Raw genomic sequence first — 17,369 nt, forward strand, 5'->3', positions numbered from 1 at the left:
TAGTATAAGCAAGTTCAGAATTAGAGAACAAAGGCAAGAATACAGAATCATTCAGGGAGGTCTATTATCTATGAAGTGGTTGAAAAAGAGTTCTGTTGTATTGACATCGCTTGTGCTGACTTCAGCCCTAGTAACCGGCTGCGGTGGGAATAATGCTGCGAATTCACCGGGGGGCACAGTCCAGCCGGGAAGCGAGGGCAGCTCCGAATTGAAGCCTTACGAAGTTGTAATGGTATTCCCCGATGCGCCGCAAAACGATAATCAGCGGGTACAGGATGCGATGAATGATTATCTGGCAAAGACCTATCCGGAAATGAACATGACGGTCAAGCTGAATCCCATCGACTGGGGCGCCTGGAGTGATAAAACGAATCTGATGATGGCCTCCGGCGACAAAATGGACCTGCTGTTTACAGCGGATTGGCTCGGGTTCCAGCAGCAGGTGACCAAAGGGGGCTTGCTGCCGCTGGATGATTTGCTCGCTAAATACGGCCCGGACATCGAAGCTGTGGAGAAGGACTATCACGGGCCGGCTAAACGCGGCGGCAAGCTATACGGTATTCATACCCACCAGGAGCTGGGCGGTGCACAAGGGGTCTACTTGAACAAAGAGCTTGTGGACAAGTACAAATTTGATCTGACTGCACTGAAGTCTGGTAAAGTCGAGGATCTGGAGCCCATGCTTCAAACCATCAAGGAGAACGAACCGGGGGTTACGCCTCTGGTGGCACCGAGCTTTCCTCTCGAAGCGTACTATTCATCGACGAATCTGGATTCTATCGTCAGTATTGCAGCGATTAACACCGTGGGAACAGCGGCAGATGATTATACCGTCATCAATTCCTACACGACTCCGCGGTATATGGAGCTTGCCAAGCTTACCAACAAGTGGTACAAGGCAGGATACATTAACAAGGATGCACTGACACCTGGTCTGGACGCCTGGAAGAAGATTCAAGCGGGTAAAGGCTTCGCCTTTGTCTCTGATATGGATATTATCGCGGATATGGAGATCGGCACAGCAGCCGTATCACCGAATGGTTCGATTAAAGCGGGCCGTGAGATGCTGCAAATTCCGCTTAATATTGACCGCTTGCAGACAGGGAAAATGACAGCAACCATGTATGCGATTTCAAAAAGCTCCCAAGATCCGGAACGTGCCATGATGCTGCTCAACCTGTTCTATAAGGACAAGGAATTGCTGACCCTCTTCAACTTCGGGATTGAAGGAACCCATTATGTACTCAAAGACGGACAAGTTGCGCTGCCGGAAGGCAAAACTACAGATAATGTCGGCTACTATCACGATATTATGTGGCAGCTTGGCAATCAAATGCTCAACTATACCCGTGTAGGCGAAGATCCGAATAAATACCAGAACTACGAGAAGTTCAACGAACAGGTGTCTTCTAATCCTTCACGGATCTTTGGATTTGTCTTCGATGCGGAGCCGGTAAAAAATGAATTGATCTCGATTGACAACGCCAACAAAGCCTTTGTTGACGGTCTGAAGTCCGGTCAGCTCGATCCGGAAGAGTCTCTTCCTAAAATGCTGGAAAAACAAAAAGCGGCTGGAGCAGACAAAGTCATCGCGGAGGCGCAAAAGCAGCTGGATGCCTGGCTGGCGGAAAATGGAAAGAAATAAGTGGAAGTGACCAAGCTCGATCTACAAGGATTGGAGAATTCATATGGACCATAGAGTATTGACACATATAGATATATATCCCGATCAGGCCCAGTACAAAACCGGCCAATCCGGCAGTATTATTATTGAAGTAGAGACCGGGGAGAAAGCGTTTCTGCAGCTGGTGGTCAGCTTCTACAAGCTGGAGCAGCAGGTTGCTGAAGCAAGACTTAGCATCCGTACGGAACCAGGCTTGAGACAAAGAGTGCCCGTTCCCTTGTTCACTGAAGCTACAGAGTGGGCGGGTTACGGGGTCAAGGCTACAGTTCTGTGCAATGAAGCTGTAGTGTCAACCGCCTATACCTCCTACGATATTGCCGATCATTGGGGCCGGGCGCCACGGTATGGATTTCTAAGCGATTTCCGGAGTGAAGAATCCGGAGACACCCGTGACGTTGACAGCATGAACAAATTCCACTTGAATGTCATACAGTTCTATGACTGGATGTACAGGCATGATGATCTGGTTCCGAAAGAGGATGAATTTATTGATCCGATGGGCCGGACGATGTCCTATAAGGTGGTTCGTGAAAAGATCGCAGCCGTACACGATAAAGGGATGGCTGCCATGGCCTATGGAGCGGTATATGCAAGTCTTAAGGACTTCTTGCAGGCACGCCCGGAATGGGGACTGTATAATCGCCAGGGAGATCCGTTTCAATTAATAGATCTATTCTATATTATGGATATTACGCCGGATTCTCCTTGGACCGATCATATTGTTGAACAGTTCCGTCAGGCCGTACATGCCGGATTCGACGGAATTCATATGGATCAATACGGCTTTCCGAAGAAAGCCGTGCGCCGGATCGCAGGAAAAGAAGAGCTGGTCGATTTGGCGGAATGTTATCCGGCTCTGATTAACCGGACCCAGGCGGCCGTGAAGGAAATCAAGGCAGAGGCCGGGGTTATTTTCAATAATGTGGGTAATTATCCTATACACAAGACGGCCCCGGCGGATCAGGAGGCGCTATATATTGAAGTGTGGCCGCCGGTAGTCCGGTTGTGTGAGCTTAAAGGACTGATTGATCATGCGCGTTCACTCGACCCTCACAAGCCGGTGATCCTCTCCGCCTATCTGCCCTCCTTCTACCCGGAAGCTGGACATGACAAGGAATGGGCTGAGAACGGGGCGCTGCTGACGATGGCCTCCATATTCGCTAGCGGGGGATATCACCTTTTGCTGGGTGAGGATCATGGAATGCTGACTATGCCCTACTATCCCGATTATGCAGTGATGCGGCCTGAATTTGCCGTCGAGGTCAGACGCTACTATGATTTCATCGTGCGTTTTGGTGTGCTGATCCAGGATGCAGAGCTGGAAGATGTGTCTTATACCTATACCGCCGGGGTGAACACCGAGATTACCTTCGAAGGCAAGGTGCCATTTGCCCCGAACGGAGATATTGACTCTGTCTGGACGATCATTAAGCGCAAGCCGGGCTATCAGATCCTGCAGCTGATTAATCTTGCCGGGCTTGAAGATGATTATTGGGAGCATGGCAAGCAACAGCGGCCTGAAGCTCAAAATGATGTGGTGTGCACACTGCTGATCGAACAGCCGATTGAATGCATTTACACGGCCAGCCCGGATGATGAGGCCCAGGAAGTGATTGTCCTGGATTATGAGGTAGTTCCTCACGGGCAAGGACTTGCGGCCAGATTCACTTTGCCGTCCCTGCGCATCTGGTCCATGGTTGTAGTTAAATTTAGCTTACAGGAGTGAATGGGTTGAACAATACAAAATGGTGGCAGACAGCTGTAATATATCAGATCTATCCCCGAAGCTTTCAAGACAGCGACGGGGATGGAATCGGCGACCTCCGGGGGATTATCAGCAGGCTGGACTATCTGGAGCAGCTTGGCATTACCGCAATCTGGCTTAGTCCGGTATACAAATCACCCAATGACGATAACGGCTATGATATCAGCGATTACCGGGATATTATGACCGAATTCGGAACCATGGATGACATGGATGAATTAATTGAACAGGCCAGGCAGCGCAATATCCGGATTATTATGGATCTGGTCGTCAACCATACCTCGGACGAGCACCCATGGTTCATTGAGGCCCGCAAAGGAAGGGATAATCCGTACCGTGACTATTATATCTGGCGTGATCCGGTCAACGGCCGGGTTCCCAACTCCCTGCGTTCAACCTTCAGCGGATCGGCCTGGGAGCTTGACGAAGCGAGCGGCCAGTACTTTCTGCACTTGTTCAGCCGCAGGCAGCCGGATCTGAACTGGGAGAACCCCAAGGTCCGTCAAGAGGTATGGGACATGATGAATTTCTGGCTGGATAAGGGTGTCGGCGGATTCCGCATGGATGTCATTGATCTGGTCGGCAAAATTCCCGATCAGGAGATCACAGGGAATGGTCCGAAGCTGCATGAATATCTGCAGGAGATGAACCGGGAGACCTTCGGAGCGCATGATGTTCTGACGGTGGGAGAGACCTGGGGGGCGACTCCGGAAGTAGCCAAGCTTTATTCCAACCCGGACCGTAAGGAGCTGTCGATGGTGTTCCAGTTCGAGCACATCGGTCTGGATCAGCAGGGCGGGGGAGAGAAGTGGGATCTGAAGCCTCTGGATGTAAGCGAATTGAAGCAGGTGCTGGCGAAATGGCAGACCGAGCTGGGGAACGAGGGCTGGAACAGCCTGTTCTGGAACAATCATGATTTGCCGAGAATTGTATCGCGCTGGGGCAACGATAAGCAGTACCGTGTGCAGAGCGCCAAAATGTTCGCCATACTCCTTCACCTGATGAAGGGTACGCCTTACATTTATCAGGGCGAGGAGCTCGGAATGACCAATTATCCGATTCAGGATATCAGCGAAGCGCAGGATATTGAGGCGATCAATATGTATCATGAACGGATCGGGCAAGGATACGCCAAGGAAGCTATCATTCATTCCATTAATGCAAAGGGGAGAGATAACGCCCGGACTCCGATGCAGTGGGATGCTACCCGTAACGGAGGATTTACAACCGGAGAGCCATGGCTGCCTGTACATCCGAATTATAAGGAAATTAATATGGAGGCGAATCTGAAGGACCCGGATTCGGTGTTCCATTGCTACCGTAAGCTGATTGAACTGCGGAAGAACAACCCGATTGTGGTATGGGGCGATTTCGAACTGGTGACCGGCGTGCCGGATCAAGTGTTCATGTACTTCCGCCGCTATGAAGGACAGACCTGGCTGGTAACGGCCAACTTCAGCGGGGAGCCCATCACACTGGAATTGCCGGAGCTGGGTCACGCCGGATTCATTATCGGCAACTACTCCAGAGATGATGTGGACTTCAAGCAGCTGCAATTACGGCCTTATGAAGCTTTTGCTGTTGTACTTGCATAGACTAACCTGTTCAGTCCTAATTGGAACAAAGTTCATTGCACCAAAAGGCTGCCTCCCTGATAAAAAGGGAGGCAGCCTTATTGCTTACTATACACCGTCAGCTTATTTACGGTTGCGGAGGCGCTCCAGCTCGGCTTCAACCGCGCTGTTCAGCGGGGATTCAGGAACGGCTGCGGCTGCAGCCAGACCGGATTGCTCGGCCAGTGCTTCCTGCATGGCGATTTTGTCTTCCATCCGTTCGAAGCCGCGGGCTGCGGCACCGGCGTTCAGCACCTGACCGCCGTATCCGGCCGGGGAGCATGATGCGCTGGCCTGTGCACACTGCTTGATCTCCGCAGCTTTGCGGGCACGTTCAGCCAGCTCGGCTCTTTTGGCTTTGAGGCGCGTATGTTCTTCCTTAACACCGGCAAGCTGTACCTCCAGCGAGGAAAGTGCTGCCTGTGTCTCTTGAAGTCCGGCGGTGCATTCCTGTCCGCTCTCTGTGTAGCGGAGCTTAGCCATTACCGCCAGGCGGGCAGCAGGTTCATTGCCCTCGCTCATGAACTGGACTGCTTCCGCTTCACTGCGCTCTGCAAGCACCTTGTATTCGTAAATCCGGCGCTCAAGCACACTGGCTGCTGCCTTGAGTTCACGCTGTTTGCCTTCGGCATTAGCGATCTTGTCCTCCAGATCCCGCAGGTATTGACCGGTTAGCAGGATCGGATCTTCCAGCTTGTTCAGCCCTTCGTGAATGGCAGCCTTCGTTAACGTGGTGATTCTTTGGAATATACTCATAATAATGATCTCCTTTTTATGTGGGTTGGTTAAGGTATGACGCAAGTATTTAATAGAAGGAATTAGTAGTTGAAGCCGTCATCGAATCCGCCGTAGGATTCCTGAGGGATAATAAGACTGCCGATGATATAGAGAAAAACAACAGTACCGAAGCTGAAAAACGTAGCGACAACAACAAGCAATCTTACGAGGGTCGCATCAACATTGAAATAGCGTGCCAGTCCTCCGCATAAACCTGTGAGCTTCTTGTCTGTTAAGGAACGGGTTAATTTTTTTGTCATAGTGATATCTTCCTCTCTTATATGGTGATCGCCGGTTCGCGGCGTGTTCACTGCGTTGTCTATGTATGTATTGTACGAATTTATCCTCTCTGGCAAAACGGCCTGCAGACTGTTCTTTGTTCCCGACCTTAGTCGGGGATGGGGACCGCAATAGGACGGGGAGAGGCCGGGAAAAACCTTAGATACGCGCAGCCGTGCGAATTTTACACAATGGGGTGCTGAGGTTCATCCGGGGTTAACACTGGAGGATTAGACTGAACTCTAGCGTAGCCTAACTAACATACGGGAGGACTAGCCATGGGAATTCACAAGTATTTTCGCTCACTGAATGAGCTGGAGCGCATTATCCGCTGTCCGGGCAAATTCAAATTCGAGGAGCATAGCGTTGCGGCCCATTCCTGGAAGGTCGTGCAATACGCGAAGACGCTGGCGGATATTGAAGAGAAGCACGGCGCGGTGATCGACTGGAAGAAGCTGTACGAGATCACGAGCAGCCATGATTACGGAGAGATTTTTATCGGGGATATCAAAACGCCGGTGAAGCACTCCTCGCTCCAGCTCAGATCACTGATCCAGCAGGTGGAGGAGGGCATGATCGACAACTTCATCAAGGAGCATATTCCGGACGAATTCAAAAGCATCTTCTACCAGCAGCTGCGTGAGGGCAAGGACGATTCGCTAGAAGGCTTGATTCTGGAGGTTGCCGATAAGATGGATCAGGTGTACGAAGCTTTTGCCGAGCTGCAAAGAGGGAACACGGAGAAGGAATTCGTGGTGATGTACCGCAATGCGCTGATCAAGATCAAGCATATTGACCTCAAATGCGTGGAGTACTTCCTGGCAGAGATTCTGCCGGACATGGTGAACGAGGAGACGCTGTCTCCGATTGATATCAGGCAGATTACGGAAGAGGCGCTGGCCCTGTAGAGGAGCTGTGGCTCTTTTTTCATATATACATATAGAAATACCTCAGGCCTGAAGGTGCTTGCTTACGGAAGCCCGGGCATACCACACGGCCGATCCGTTAAAAGCAATATGCAGCGGAATCGTCAGCAAGAGCGACTCCGTAACCTGCGCGAACAGCCCGAAGAAGATCCCTCCACTAAAAGCAAACAGCATGAATCTGACGCTCTCGCGGTTCAGCTTGTAATACTGCAAATGGGACACCGCAAACAGCAGTGAGGTAAGGAGGATCGCCCCGCTGACATCAATGATCGAAGTAGAATGCAGCTGACCGAGTACCGGATGGCGCGCAAGGATGGGCAGTATAAGTCCTCTGAAGGCAATCTCTTCAAAGATCGGGAAGCACAACACGAAATTGACTGTATTATATGTGCCCACTGGATTATAGCCGGAGGATCTGGAGATGATCAGGTTCACAAGCAGAATAATAAGGAACAGCGGAAGCACTCTCATCACATGCTGTGTAGCGCTGAACGTATAACTGTTGCTCCAGAGAACACTTCCTCCAATCATGGCAGCTCCCCAATAATAAATCGTATACCGTTCTTGCGGTTTAGAGATAACCCCGAGTATCCTCTCGAAGATCCGGTATGAAAAAGAAAGCAGTACAGCAATAACGCATGATCCCAGCAACAGCATAAGTGGTGCCCCCTCAGAGATAGTCGGAGTGTAAGTATGGATGGTAAGTCTGTATCAGAACGTAAGTGTATCTATTCTTGCAGCATTGCAGTTAGAAAGCAATTACAAATCTTATAACAATGTAGGAGATGAATGTTACGGCAGGAAGATCGGTGGAAATGATACGATAAAGGAAAAATAAGGATGGTGTATCACTTTTGCAGTATTTCAATCTTATTCCGTTCTCTACTACGCTGTTATGGTTCAGTGTTCTGCTCCTGATCGTATGGGCTGTAGACTTCCTGCAGGGCGACTCCGCTGTTCAGCTTCCGGCGGGCAGCCGCAGGGAACGGACCAAATCCATACTTGCGGATATTCTAATTTTTGCCGGGATTAACAGCTTGCTATTGTATGTACTTCATCCTCTGAGCAATCCGCTGCTGATTTCGCTGGTTGCTGCGGGATTGCTCGTTACGTATTTTATGACCTCCGGTATGCGCAAGCGCCTCTCCCCATACCAGCCTTGGATCTTGCTGATCCATGTTGTGCTTGGCATAAGCTTCTACCTGCTGTTTGGTATGCTGCTGATGAGCAGGCTGATTGTCACGTATAATCTTAACATGACGAATCAGTTCGATATACTCTATTTCGTCTATGGACAGGACCGGGCGGTGGTGTATGTGGTGCTGCTGATTATGACTGCGCTCTATTTCGTGATCGGCAAGCTGCTGATGCGGCCGCTGTATTGCTGGTACAGAGCGAATGTTTACCAGGCCTCCAGGATGAACATCAAGCTGGTTGGGGGAGAGCTTCTGAGCGGAGTGTATATTCTGCGGGACACGGATAGAGGATTCCTGTCTGCAAGCGACAGCCTGAATCCGGGGCCGGATGCCAGGCTCTACAGAATCAGCCGGGAGAAGATAGAGTATATGGAGAGAGCCGGCAGTGTAAGCTGATCTAAATAGGTAAGACAATTAATAGCCCTCAGACCGTATGGACGGTCCGGGGGCTATTTGCTGTGATCCTATTTGCTTGCAGCTAATGACGGCTGCTTGGGTGCAGGCTTAACGCAGGAAGCGTATAAGTATATAATACTAGAAATACAAAACCGTGTACTTACGGACAGGAGGAGCAGGATGGAACAGGAGATTCATAAATTTAGCTGGGTGGGCAGTGATGAGATGTATTTGGATCAACCCACTATATGTGCATATAAGAGTATGGTTATCGGCCGTTACGGCGGAAACACTGCGGCTGGTGCCGACAAAAATGAAGATGGCGCTTACGTATTAAGCGGGCCGGGCGGCGGATGGGAGTGGGTAATGCTCCTGGATGCGCATCATACGGCAGAAAGCGCGGAGCTGTTGATCCACACAATCGACAATGAAGCTGATGAGATCATCAGGCTGCTGTCGCTCCCGGTTCAGCGGGCGTTCCGGGCGCTGGAGGAATTTCTGTTGTCTATTTTCACATCTGAGACGTTCATCAGCGAGTGCAAGCAGGTTACAGGGGAAACGGCTTGCCTGATCTGCGTGCGGATGGAGAATTATCTCTGGTGGTTCTCGGTAGGGGATAACTCGCTCTATGTACTCCACCCTGAGCTGGCTGCCCGCGGGCAATATCTGCTGAACCAGCGCAATTACTACGAATGGATTGGCTTCGTCAACACCTTCGCCCAGCCCGTCGCCTGTTACTCTTCAGGCATCCGTGAGCTGCGGCAGGGCCGTAACGTGATCGTGTTAACGACGGACGGTCTTTTGGAGGTTGGGGCAAGGGTAATGGAGGACCCGCGCAGGCTTTATCTTGCTTTTACAGGTGAAGAGGATCTGGAGGGATGTGTGCACAAGGTATTAGAGGATGTACATGAGCAGTTAGGCCGGGACAGTGCTACGGTTGTTGCCTGGAGTTATGATAATAGTAGAGAAGCGGCGATGCCGAGTGATTAGCTATAAATGATGAAGATGAATTTTATATTGAGAAGGTGCTTAATATGAAGATTACAATGAGAACAATTAGAGATTTTTGCGGAACTGACTTTTATAACCGGGGGAAGTCTTATTATGAACAGGGGCGTGTCCGCAGCCTTACCTTCTATCCGGATGATAGCAGCTATGGTGCACAGGTGAAGGGAAGAAAGGTATATGAGGTAAATATTGATATTTATGACCGTACCGATACCTTCAAAGCAGACTGCTCTTGTCCTGCCTATGAGAACTATGGCTGCTGTAAACATGTGGCGGCAACACTTATTGCTATACACATGCAGCAGATTAAGGAGCCTACCGATGCACAAGCTGCTCCATCCAGACGCGTAAATAAGTCTAAATACAACCAGATGGAGCAGCTTATTTCTTCTTTTCAGAAATCAGTTCTTACCCGTGAGAGTGAGCCTGTGCTATTCGGTCATGCAGAGTCGCTGCAGTTCGAGTTCACGCTTAACGTTCATGGTGGTTACAATAGCAATCCGCATTTCTCCGTTGAAATGCGTGTGGGAATCAAACGTCTGTATGTAGTGTCCAAAATAAACGAATTTCTAGAGTATTTCGAGCAGCGTAAGCCATTATACTTTAAGAGTATATTTACCTTTGATTCTGAAAACCAGCACATTAATCCTGAGGATATGAAATTCCTTGAACTGTTGCTTCTAATGAAAAACACTGAGAAGATTTATAGAAATGATCTCCCCAGCTATCATAATAACTCCTTAAAGGACGGGAAAACAATTGTCGTCACCCCGCTGGCCTGGGACAAGCTTAAACTGCTTTTTCCGGAGGTGAATGTCATTATGGGGCGATCGGGGAACCCGGGAATTCGGGCTGAGCTTGCAGGAGAGGCGCCTCCGCTTGAATTTACGATTGGACCAGGGCAGAAGAAGGACTACGTTCTGTCAGCTTCAGCGCTGGATAAGCTGATGTTGTTTCCAGACTACTCCACTATGATCATGAACGGGAAGATATATTCCATAAACAGTGATGTTATAAGCATGATTTCACTATTAAGGCAGCAGTTCACGGCATCGCAGAACATTGAGATCGCTCCCGGACAAATCGAATCGGTCGTACAGCAGGTGCTGCCAGCCTTAAGAAAGCTGGGGAAAGTAAGTGTGGAACAGGCAGTAAGCGAGCGAATTGTGGAGCCTGAACTGCAGGCTAAGCTGTATCTGGATTATGCGGATGGCACCTTAACTTTCCGGCTGGAATTTCATTATGAGGAGATTGTGATTCATCCGCTGGAAGAGAATAGCGTGGATGAAGCGCGCAAGCAGAAGATCCTGATCCGAAATATGCAGCGGGAAAATAAGATCGTTGATATTCTGGACAACTCTCCGCTCAGACGGGAACGGCAGCACTGGGTTTCCGTAAGTGAGCCGGTCATCTACGAGGCGTTATATGAGCTTGTGCCGGTTTTGGAAGAGGTTGCCGAGCTGTTTGTCACACCTGCTGTTCAGAGACTTGTGCTGGAGCGTAAAGCTTATCCCAAAGTGAAAGCGGAGCTGAGCGAAGGTCTGGATTGGCTGGATATCTCTTTTGAGCTGGAAGGCTTGAATGAGGAGGAGACTGTTCGGGTCATGCAGGCGATTGTGGAGAAAAGGAAGTATGTTCGCCTGCGCAGCGGGGCGTTTCTGCCCATTGAAGTGGACAGTTTCAGCGAATTCGGCACCGTTGCCGAACGGCTGAATCTCAGGCAAAGGGATCTTAAACACTCGGTAATTCGCCTGCCCTCCGTACAAGCTCTTCAGCTTCCAGAGCGGGGACATGGCTTCAAGCATACGAAGTGGGGCAAGTCCCTCCGGGAATTCCTGGACCAGCTGCGGGAACCGGACAGTCTGGAATTCGAGCTGCCCGCTGAGCTGAAGCCGGTTCTCCGCGATTATCAGGCCAGAGGCTTCCAGTGGATGAAGACGTTGTCGAAGTTCAGGTTCGGCGGAATTCTGGCAGATGATATGGGCCTCGGCAAGACAATTCAGAGCATTGCTTATATCTGCTCCGAGCTGGCTGAGATGCCGCTTAAGGTACAAGGGAAAGCTCCGGTGCTGATTCTGTGTCCGGCTTCTTTAACCTATAACTGGAGCCATGAGTTTGCCCGGTTTGCACCAGCAGTTAACGTATTAGTGGCGGCAGGGCAGAAGGAGGAGCGCAGTGGACTGCTGGAGGGAAAGGCCGTAGAAGAAGCGGATGTGATTATTACCTCGTACCCTCTTCTCCGCAGGGATATTGATCTGTATTCCGGTATAACCTTTCATGCGTTAATTCTGGATGAAGCCCAGGCGATCAAAAACTCGGCCTCCCAAACGGCCCAGGCAGTTAAATCAATTATGTCCGCGCGTAAATTCGCTCTGACGGGAACACCGATTGAGAATTCGGTGGATGAGCTGGAGGCGATTTTCAGCACAGTCTTCCCGGCGCTGTTCACCGGACGATTGACCTTCAAGGAGCTGCCTGCCGGACGTATCGCCAGCATCGTATCCCCTTTTATTCTGCGGCGGCTCAAAAAAGAGGTTCTGGAGGAGCTGCCAGACCGCATTGATACTGAACAGCGCACGGAGCTGCTGGACGAGCAGAAACAGGTGTATCTCGCTTACTTAGCGAGGCTCCGTGACGATACCGAACAGGATCTGCTTGCGGACGGATTCCACAAGAGCCGGATGAAGATTCTGGCGGGTATCACCCGCTTACGGCAGATCTGCTGCCATCCTTCGCTGTTCATCGAGAATTATACGGGCGGCTCCGGCAAGCTTGAGCAATTGCTGGAGATTGTGCAGGAATACCGTGATTCCGGCCGCAGAATGCTGGTGTTCTCACAATTCTCCAGTATGTTAGAGCTGATCCGGCAACGCCTGGACGAAGCGGGAGTTCAGCCCTTGTATCTGGACGGCTCCACTCCGAGCAAGGAGCGGGTGGAGTTGTGCAAGCTTTTCAATGAAGGTGAAGGTGAAGTGTTCCTGATCTCGCTTAAGGCGGGTGGAACAGGTCTGAATCTGACTGGAGCGGACACGGTGATTCTATACGATCTGTGGTGGAATCCGGCAGTCGAGGAGCAAGCCATCGGCCGGGCACACCGGATGGGGCAACGGAATGTGGTCCAGGTGATCCGGCTGATTACCGAAGGCTCTATTGAGGAGAAGATACTGGAGCTCCAGCAGCGCAAAAAGGACCTTATCGAAGAAGTCATCGAAGCTGGCGAGAACAAGACCACCCGGCTGTCGGAGGAGGATATCCGCGAGCTGCTTCGGGTATAGGAGGCCCGTACCTATTTTCCCCGTACATGCACTTCTAGGCACCTACCCACATAGAATAAAAGGACCATGAACCCGTAGTTCTCCTTGCTGACCGGTTTCATTGTACATGTGCGGGAGGTGTCGCCAAGTTGCCTGGAATCATAAGCACGATTGCGCTGCTGATCAAAGAACTGACGCTGCTGGTATCTTACGTAAGGAACAACGCTTTTCCCCAGCCTCTATCGGAGCAGGATGAGAGCAAATACTTAGGCATGATGGCCGAGGGAGATGCCAAGGCACGGAACCTGCTGATTGAGCACAACCTGCGGCTGGTTGCCCATATAGTGAAGAAATTCGACAACACCGGCGAAGACATGGAGGACCTCATCTCCATCGGCACCATCGGACTGATCAAGGCCATCGAGAGTTACCGCCCGAACAAGGGCACGAAGCTGGCTACTTTTGCGGCTAGATGTATAGAGAATGAAATCTTGATGCACTTACGCTCGCTGAAAAAAACCCGCAAAGACGTATCCCTCCACGATCCGATCGGAACGGATAAGGAAGGCAACGAGATCACCCTGATCGATATCCTCGGTTCTGAGGCGGATGATGTAATTAAGGAAGTAGATCTGAAGATTGAGAAAAGCAAGATTTATCGGAATCTGGATATCCTGGATGACCGGGAGAAGGAAGTTGTGGTCGGGCGGTTTGGGCTTGATACAGGTGGGGAAGAGCGGACGCAGCGGGAGATAGCGAAGGAGCTGGGGATCTCGCGGAGTTATGTGTCGCGGATTGAGAAAAGAGCGCTGATGAAGCTGTATCATGAGTTTTATAAGGTAAAGCGGTGAGCAACATGTGAATAACTAAAATTAATATTCTTTGAAATAAATTGTATAGTGAGCGACTTGTCTACGGATGAGTTGCTTTTTTATTCTTGCTATAGGAAATGGAATTTAGAAAATACTATTTCATTAGTAGAGAAGAGCAATTGAATGACATACAAAGATATATATGGTCTCCATATTCAGTTACTACAATCATATGAGAAATATAACAAAGATATACGAGAAGGGCGGAAAACATTAAATGTGTAGTATTCTTAAACATCTATATAAGTTGAATCAAAGTTCTTAGCAAACCTTGACAAGGAAAAACGAACCATTTGTCGAATAAGAAACAAATCTAAAAAACGGACAAGTGGGGAACGTCATGGACAAGCATACCGAACTGGAAAAAGTAACTAACAGTCACTATGGAAGGGCAAGGCACAACATTCCCCACGGTCGGCACATATGATTACGATGATGGAGCATGGATATCTGTATCGACTCAGGACACAGTGCCAGGCTTTTAATTTGAAAAATGTGAAGATGGACAGTGACAAGGTAGCGATTGCATATTTCAAGCAAATGGCACCGCAGCCTGTGGAATACACATTGACCGTCGATCAAGTTGGTACGGGAACAGTAGCCCCTTATGCTGCTGTGACTTTGACAAAATTCCTGAGTTTGAAACGTTAAACCTGACTGCTAGTCCCTCGCTAGGATACAAATTCGAGAAATGGATGATCAACGGTATTGAGATGGGAAGCCCGACTATTAGCGTATTTATGGATCGGGACATGGACGCTATTGCATACTTCTCTCCTATCTCTGTTATGCCGAAGCAATTTGAACTGGTCGTAGAGGTCGTAGGTCAAGGCAAAATCGATGTTACAAACGATCAAACAACTGTCGTATATCAAGATGTGCAGGGAACAGTCGGACAATTTAATGAGGGCAGCAAGGTAGATGCAGTAATGAGTCCAGGTCAGGGGTATGCCTTCTCAAAATGGGTGCTAAATGATCTAGAAGTATCCGACCAGTCGCTTCAATTCATCATGGATGAGGATAAGCTCGTACAAGCTTATTTCGAACCTGTCATTGTTCATCCCGATCCGAAAGGCTCGATAACGGTCGAGTTTGTTGATCAAGATACGAACAGTAAAGTTAAAGCGGATGTCACACTAACTGACTTGCCATTAGGAAACCAATCGTATACAGCGGACTCGATAATCGGGATATACAAGTTAATCGGTGATGCGGTCAAACAAGTGGTGCTGTCAGCCACAGAGCCGTTCAAAAGGTTGCCCTTTTTTTATAAACAGGAAGCCGTTATTCCGACACCGACACCATCGCCAAATCCAGAGCCAGAAGTACCAGAAGTTCCACGGAGTCCAGAGCCTACACCAACGCCCGAGCCAAGTCCTGAACCAAGTCCCAAGCCAACACCAAGCCAGAAATACTAGTCAAACCAGAAACACCACAGAGTTCAGAGCCAACGACGAAGCCTGAACCAACACCAGAGCCAGTACCGACTCCCGAAAATAAACCTACTCATTCTTTGACTCGTTCGGTGATAAGATTGATGCCGGAATTGGAGTAGACATTGACTCGAATACCGATTTTGGTCGAAGAGCATCTTTTGACGAGCCAGAGATACCCAATGACCATTTCAGTCCTGCAGATGCTGAGCCTGAACAGCCAGTAGCTGCCATCGCAGTCGATTCATCAACCAGCGAAGACCTCCCCGCGGCAGAGTCAGACCATAAGGAACCTGTTGGAGTAAGCATCTACACAGATGAAGAGCCAGAAGAAAAAAAAGATTTCGAAGCCAAGGAGACCGTAGCCGAGAGCAGCGCAAAGCTATTTGCCGAGACGAGAGTGGTAATGGAAGCAATTGAATATACAGCACCTCTTCCGGACAATATCGCAGAATCGCCATTAGAGCAACCCGATATGTTGGATGAAGTTGAAGCTTCTCCGTTGTTGCCTGTTATCGAGCAATTAGAAGCCGAATATATCGATCAGACCGCAGCGATCAAAGAGAAAGTTGTTGAGGTAGACAAAGTAACGACCGCTGACCGAGCTGGTAAAGCGGTGAACTGGACAATTCAGACCTTTGTTGTAGCACCAGTAAAGGGGTTATTCAAAGCCCTGCATAATGGGGTCATCAGTCTCTTTGGATTCTTCGGCAGTATCCTGAAATTCCTCGTGATCAGCGCGGTTGCAACGGTAGGACTCTACATCGTAATGGCACATTACTCGGATACTGGTCTTTCGGCGTATGAAATGGCGATGCAGCATTATGAAGCGGTAAAGGGAGTTGTAGTGAAACTCTATAAGGACATATCCTCTGAGGTCAGAGGTGAGGGAGTGGAAGTAACATCCATATCAAATAAATAGCTTGACATTGTACTCAAAGGGGTTACTCTTTTAGTATAAAATTGTAAGGAGTTGGATTTGAATGAGTAGAACCACGATAATCCCATTAATCCCAGGGCAGATTGATATTGTCACTTCGAAAGGGGAATACAACTTTCAAGAGGTATTGGACGATTTCCCCAATGCAGAGAGAATATTCGTAACAACATACAACATTTCAGCACGTCGTAAGGAACTGCTTCGTGCACTTGAAGATGCGACTTCCCATGCCGAGGTTCGTATCATTACGAATATCCCTGACCGATATGAGAGGTACTATGGAGACGCACCACGTGAACGTGCATCAGAAAGTATTGATCGCTATACACAACGCCTTGATCCATCGAACATTGATAACTTAGCTACATCCTTCAATTTCAGTAATCATTCCAAAGTGATTATGACGGATAATATCGCTTATATTGGTTCGGCCAACTATTCCGAAGAGAGCAAACAAAGCAGGGAAACGGGGTTCTTTGTCCGAGGACAGGATTTGGTAAGTATTATCAGAGAGAGTATTGTCCCTATCTTAATCAATGAAGGTATTCCTTACTTCGGAAGCATGTTGGATGATAAGAAAATCCTCCTTTCTTCCTGTTGTCAAGGTTAGAGGGGGCAGCTGCTGTTATTCGTGACGGACTTTTTACGTTTGTAGGTTATCCATATGAGGATCAGGAAATCTACAACATTCACGATCCTTATTTGAAGGTAAGCGATTTAGCGAGTTTACTAGATGTGCTTGATGAAATCGAAGGTGAACTCGATAATGAGTTCCGAGAGGTCGCAGGTTTGGAAAACGTAGCGAATCTTGTTGACATGGATTCTATTACTTCAATCCGTGATCTTTGTGATTATGGTAAACCAATCTATGAACTTGCTGAATTTGATACAGTTGAGTATGCGTCCGATTTACTATCTGAGCAGATGGTTCATAACGAAGACATGAATGATGTTTCACAAGATGCAGTAGATAAGGCTGCTGAACGTCGATATGACTTAGCTGAAGTAGCAGAAGATCCAGTAAACGAGCTATATAACTATTTGGAACAAGTGAAAAATTCATTCCATGCAGCTGTAAACGAAATAAATCGGCTTGAGGATCAGCAGGCAAAAATCGATAATACCAGCCATTATTATAAGCTTAAGACTTAGCTCAAGGGGGCTAATCGGAATGAAAGCATCACCAAAACTCTATCAAGCAATTCTTTGTTGTACTAGAAATGTAA

Annotated in this window: 15 protein-coding genes; 12 read left to right on the plus strand and 3 right to left on the minus strand. The window is 48.9% G+C overall.

Going from position 1 to position 17,369, the window contains the following annotated elements:
• Positions 1-70 precede the first annotated feature (70 nt).
• The 3 genes from NST26_RS06625 to NST26_RS06635 are packed head-to-tail and all read left to right on the plus strand — an operon-like array spanning position 71 to position 5,044.
• On the plus strand, positions 71-1,645 hold the full coding sequence (locus tag NST26_RS06625) for an ABC transporter substrate-binding protein (protein WP_340978907.1): 1,575 nt from the start codon (positions 71-73) through the stop codon (positions 1,643-1,645).
• Between the two features lie 43 nt (positions 1,646-1,688).
• Positions 1,689-3,410, plus strand: a complete 1,722-nt coding sequence (locus tag NST26_RS06630; RefSeq protein ID WP_340978908.1) for a glycoside hydrolase family 66 protein — start codon at positions 1,689-1,691, stop codon at positions 3,408-3,410.
• 5 nt (positions 3,411-3,415) lie between these two features.
• Complete coding sequence (locus NST26_RS06635; RefSeq protein WP_340978911.1) at positions 3,416-5,044, plus strand: glycoside hydrolase family 13 protein; 1,629 nt, start codon at positions 3,416-3,418, stop codon at positions 5,042-5,044.
• Between the two features lie 102 nt (positions 5,045-5,146).
• Here NST26_RS06635 and NST26_RS06640 read toward each other — a convergent pair whose 3' ends face one another.
• The gene (locus NST26_RS06640; RefSeq protein WP_340978913.1) at positions 5,147-5,818 is read right to left on the minus strand and encodes a PspA/IM30 family protein; all 672 of its coding nucleotides are present in this window, start codon (positions 5,816-5,818) and stop codon (positions 5,147-5,149) included.
• Between the two features lie 62 nt (positions 5,819-5,880).
• Complete coding sequence (locus tag NST26_RS06645; protein WP_340978915.1) at positions 5,881-6,099, minus strand: PspC domain-containing protein; 219 nt, start codon at positions 6,097-6,099, stop codon at positions 5,881-5,883.
• A 297-nt stretch (positions 6,100-6,396) separates the two neighbouring features.
• Between NST26_RS06645 and NST26_RS06650 the strand changes: the two genes are divergently transcribed.
• The gene (locus tag NST26_RS06650; RefSeq protein WP_340978918.1) at positions 6,397-7,026 is read left to right on the plus strand and encodes a YfbR-like 5'-deoxynucleotidase; all 630 of its coding nucleotides are present in this window, start codon (positions 6,397-6,399) and stop codon (positions 7,024-7,026) included.
• Positions 7,027-7,068: 42 nt separating this feature from the next.
• Here the strand turns inward: NST26_RS06650 and NST26_RS06655 are convergent, their stop codons facing one another.
• Positions 7,069-7,701, minus strand: a complete 633-nt coding sequence (locus tag NST26_RS06655; protein WP_340978920.1) for a CPBP family intramembrane glutamic endopeptidase — start codon at positions 7,699-7,701, stop codon at positions 7,069-7,071.
• 197 nt (positions 7,702-7,898) lie between these two features.
• Between NST26_RS06655 and NST26_RS06660 the strand changes: the two genes are divergently transcribed.
• From NST26_RS06660 to NST26_RS06695, 8 genes are all read left to right on the plus strand, one after another.
• Entirely contained in the window at positions 7,899-8,636 is a 738-nt protein-coding gene (locus NST26_RS06660) for a hypothetical protein (protein ID WP_340955314.1), read from the plus strand.
• 180 nt (positions 8,637-8,816) lie between these two features.
• Positions 8,817-9,626: a protein phosphatase 2C domain-containing protein gene (locus tag NST26_RS06665; RefSeq protein WP_340955313.1), complete on the plus strand. Its 810-nt coding sequence runs from the start codon at positions 8,817-8,819 to the stop codon at positions 9,624-9,626.
• A 44-nt stretch (positions 9,627-9,670) separates the two neighbouring features.
• Positions 9,671-12,919, plus strand: a complete 3,249-nt coding sequence (locus tag NST26_RS06670) for a DEAD/DEAH box helicase (protein ID WP_340955311.1) — start codon at positions 9,671-9,673, stop codon at positions 12,917-12,919.
• 128 nt (positions 12,920-13,047) lie between these two features.
• Complete coding sequence (gene sigK, locus NST26_RS06675; RefSeq protein ID WP_036691086.1) at positions 13,048-13,749, plus strand: RNA polymerase sporulation sigma factor SigK; 702 nt, start codon at positions 13,048-13,050, stop codon at positions 13,747-13,749.
• Positions 13,750-14,423: 674 nt separating this feature from the next.
• Positions 14,424-15,188: an InlB B-repeat-containing protein gene (locus tag NST26_RS06680; protein WP_340980809.1), complete on the plus strand. Its 765-nt coding sequence runs from the start codon at positions 14,424-14,426 to the stop codon at positions 15,186-15,188.
• A 421-nt stretch (positions 15,189-15,609) separates the two neighbouring features.
• Positions 15,610-16,125 carry a hypothetical protein gene (locus tag NST26_RS06685; RefSeq protein WP_036727767.1) on the plus strand — a complete coding sequence of 172 codons (516 nt, stop codon included), beginning with the start codon at positions 15,610-15,612 and terminating at the stop codon, positions 16,123-16,125.
• A gap of 61 nt (positions 16,126-16,186) precedes the next feature.
• Complete coding sequence (locus tag NST26_RS06690; protein ID WP_051478203.1) at positions 16,187-16,753, plus strand: phospholipase D-like domain-containing protein; 567 nt, start codon at positions 16,187-16,189, stop codon at positions 16,751-16,753.
• A complete protein-coding gene (locus NST26_RS06695) occupies positions 16,741-17,295 on the plus strand; it encodes a hypothetical protein (RefSeq protein WP_036727769.1) in 555 nt (184 codons plus the stop codon). Before NST26_RS06690 ends, NST26_RS06695 begins: the two co-directional genes overlap by 13 nt.
• The last annotated feature ends 74 nt before the right edge of the window (positions 17,296-17,369 follow it).

Origin of the sequence: Paenibacillus sp. FSL R7-0128, from assembly GCF_038002245.1 — a bacterium.
In the GTDB taxonomy this organism is placed as follows: Bacteria; Bacillota; Bacilli; order Paenibacillales; family Paenibacillaceae; genus Paenibacillus_AQ; species Paenibacillus_AQ silagei.

What these genes read in the sequence shown, in the direction of transcription:
- NST26_RS06625 (WP_340978907.1), top strand. Translation starts at nt 71, where the DNA reads ATGAAGTGGTTGAAAAAGAGTTCTGTTGTATTGACATCGCTTGTGCTG.
- NST26_RS06630 (WP_340978908.1), top strand. Translation starts at nt 1,689, where the DNA reads ATGGACCATAGAGTATTGACACATATAGATATATATCCCGATCAGGCC.
- NST26_RS06640 (WP_340978913.1), bottom strand. Translation starts at nt 5,818, where the DNA reads ATGAGTATATTCCAAAGAATCACCACGTTAACGAAGGCTGCCATTCAC.
- NST26_RS06645 (WP_340978915.1), bottom strand. Translation starts at nt 6,099, where the DNA reads ATGACAAAAAAATTAACCCGTTCCTTAACAGACAAGAAGCTCACAGGT.
- NST26_RS06650 (WP_340978918.1), top strand. Translation starts at nt 6,397, where the DNA reads ATGGGAATTCACAAGTATTTTCGCTCACTGAATGAGCTGGAGCGCATT.
- NST26_RS06655 (WP_340978920.1), bottom strand. Translation starts at nt 7,701, where the DNA reads ATGCTGTTGCTGGGATCATGCGTTATTGCTGTACTGCTTTCTTTTTCA.
- NST26_RS06665 (WP_340955313.1), top strand. Translation starts at nt 8,817, where the DNA reads ATGGAACAGGAGATTCATAAATTTAGCTGGGTGGGCAGTGATGAGATG.
- NST26_RS06670 (WP_340955311.1), top strand. Translation starts at nt 9,671, where the DNA reads ATGAAGATTACAATGAGAACAATTAGAGATTTTTGCGGAACTGACTTT.
- NST26_RS06685 (WP_036727767.1), top strand. Translation starts at nt 15,610, where the DNA reads ATGGAAGCAATTGAATATACAGCACCTCTTCCGGACAATATCGCAGAA.
- NST26_RS06690 (WP_051478203.1), top strand. Translation starts at nt 16,187, where the DNA reads ATGAGTAGAACCACGATAATCCCATTAATCCCAGGGCAGATTGATATT.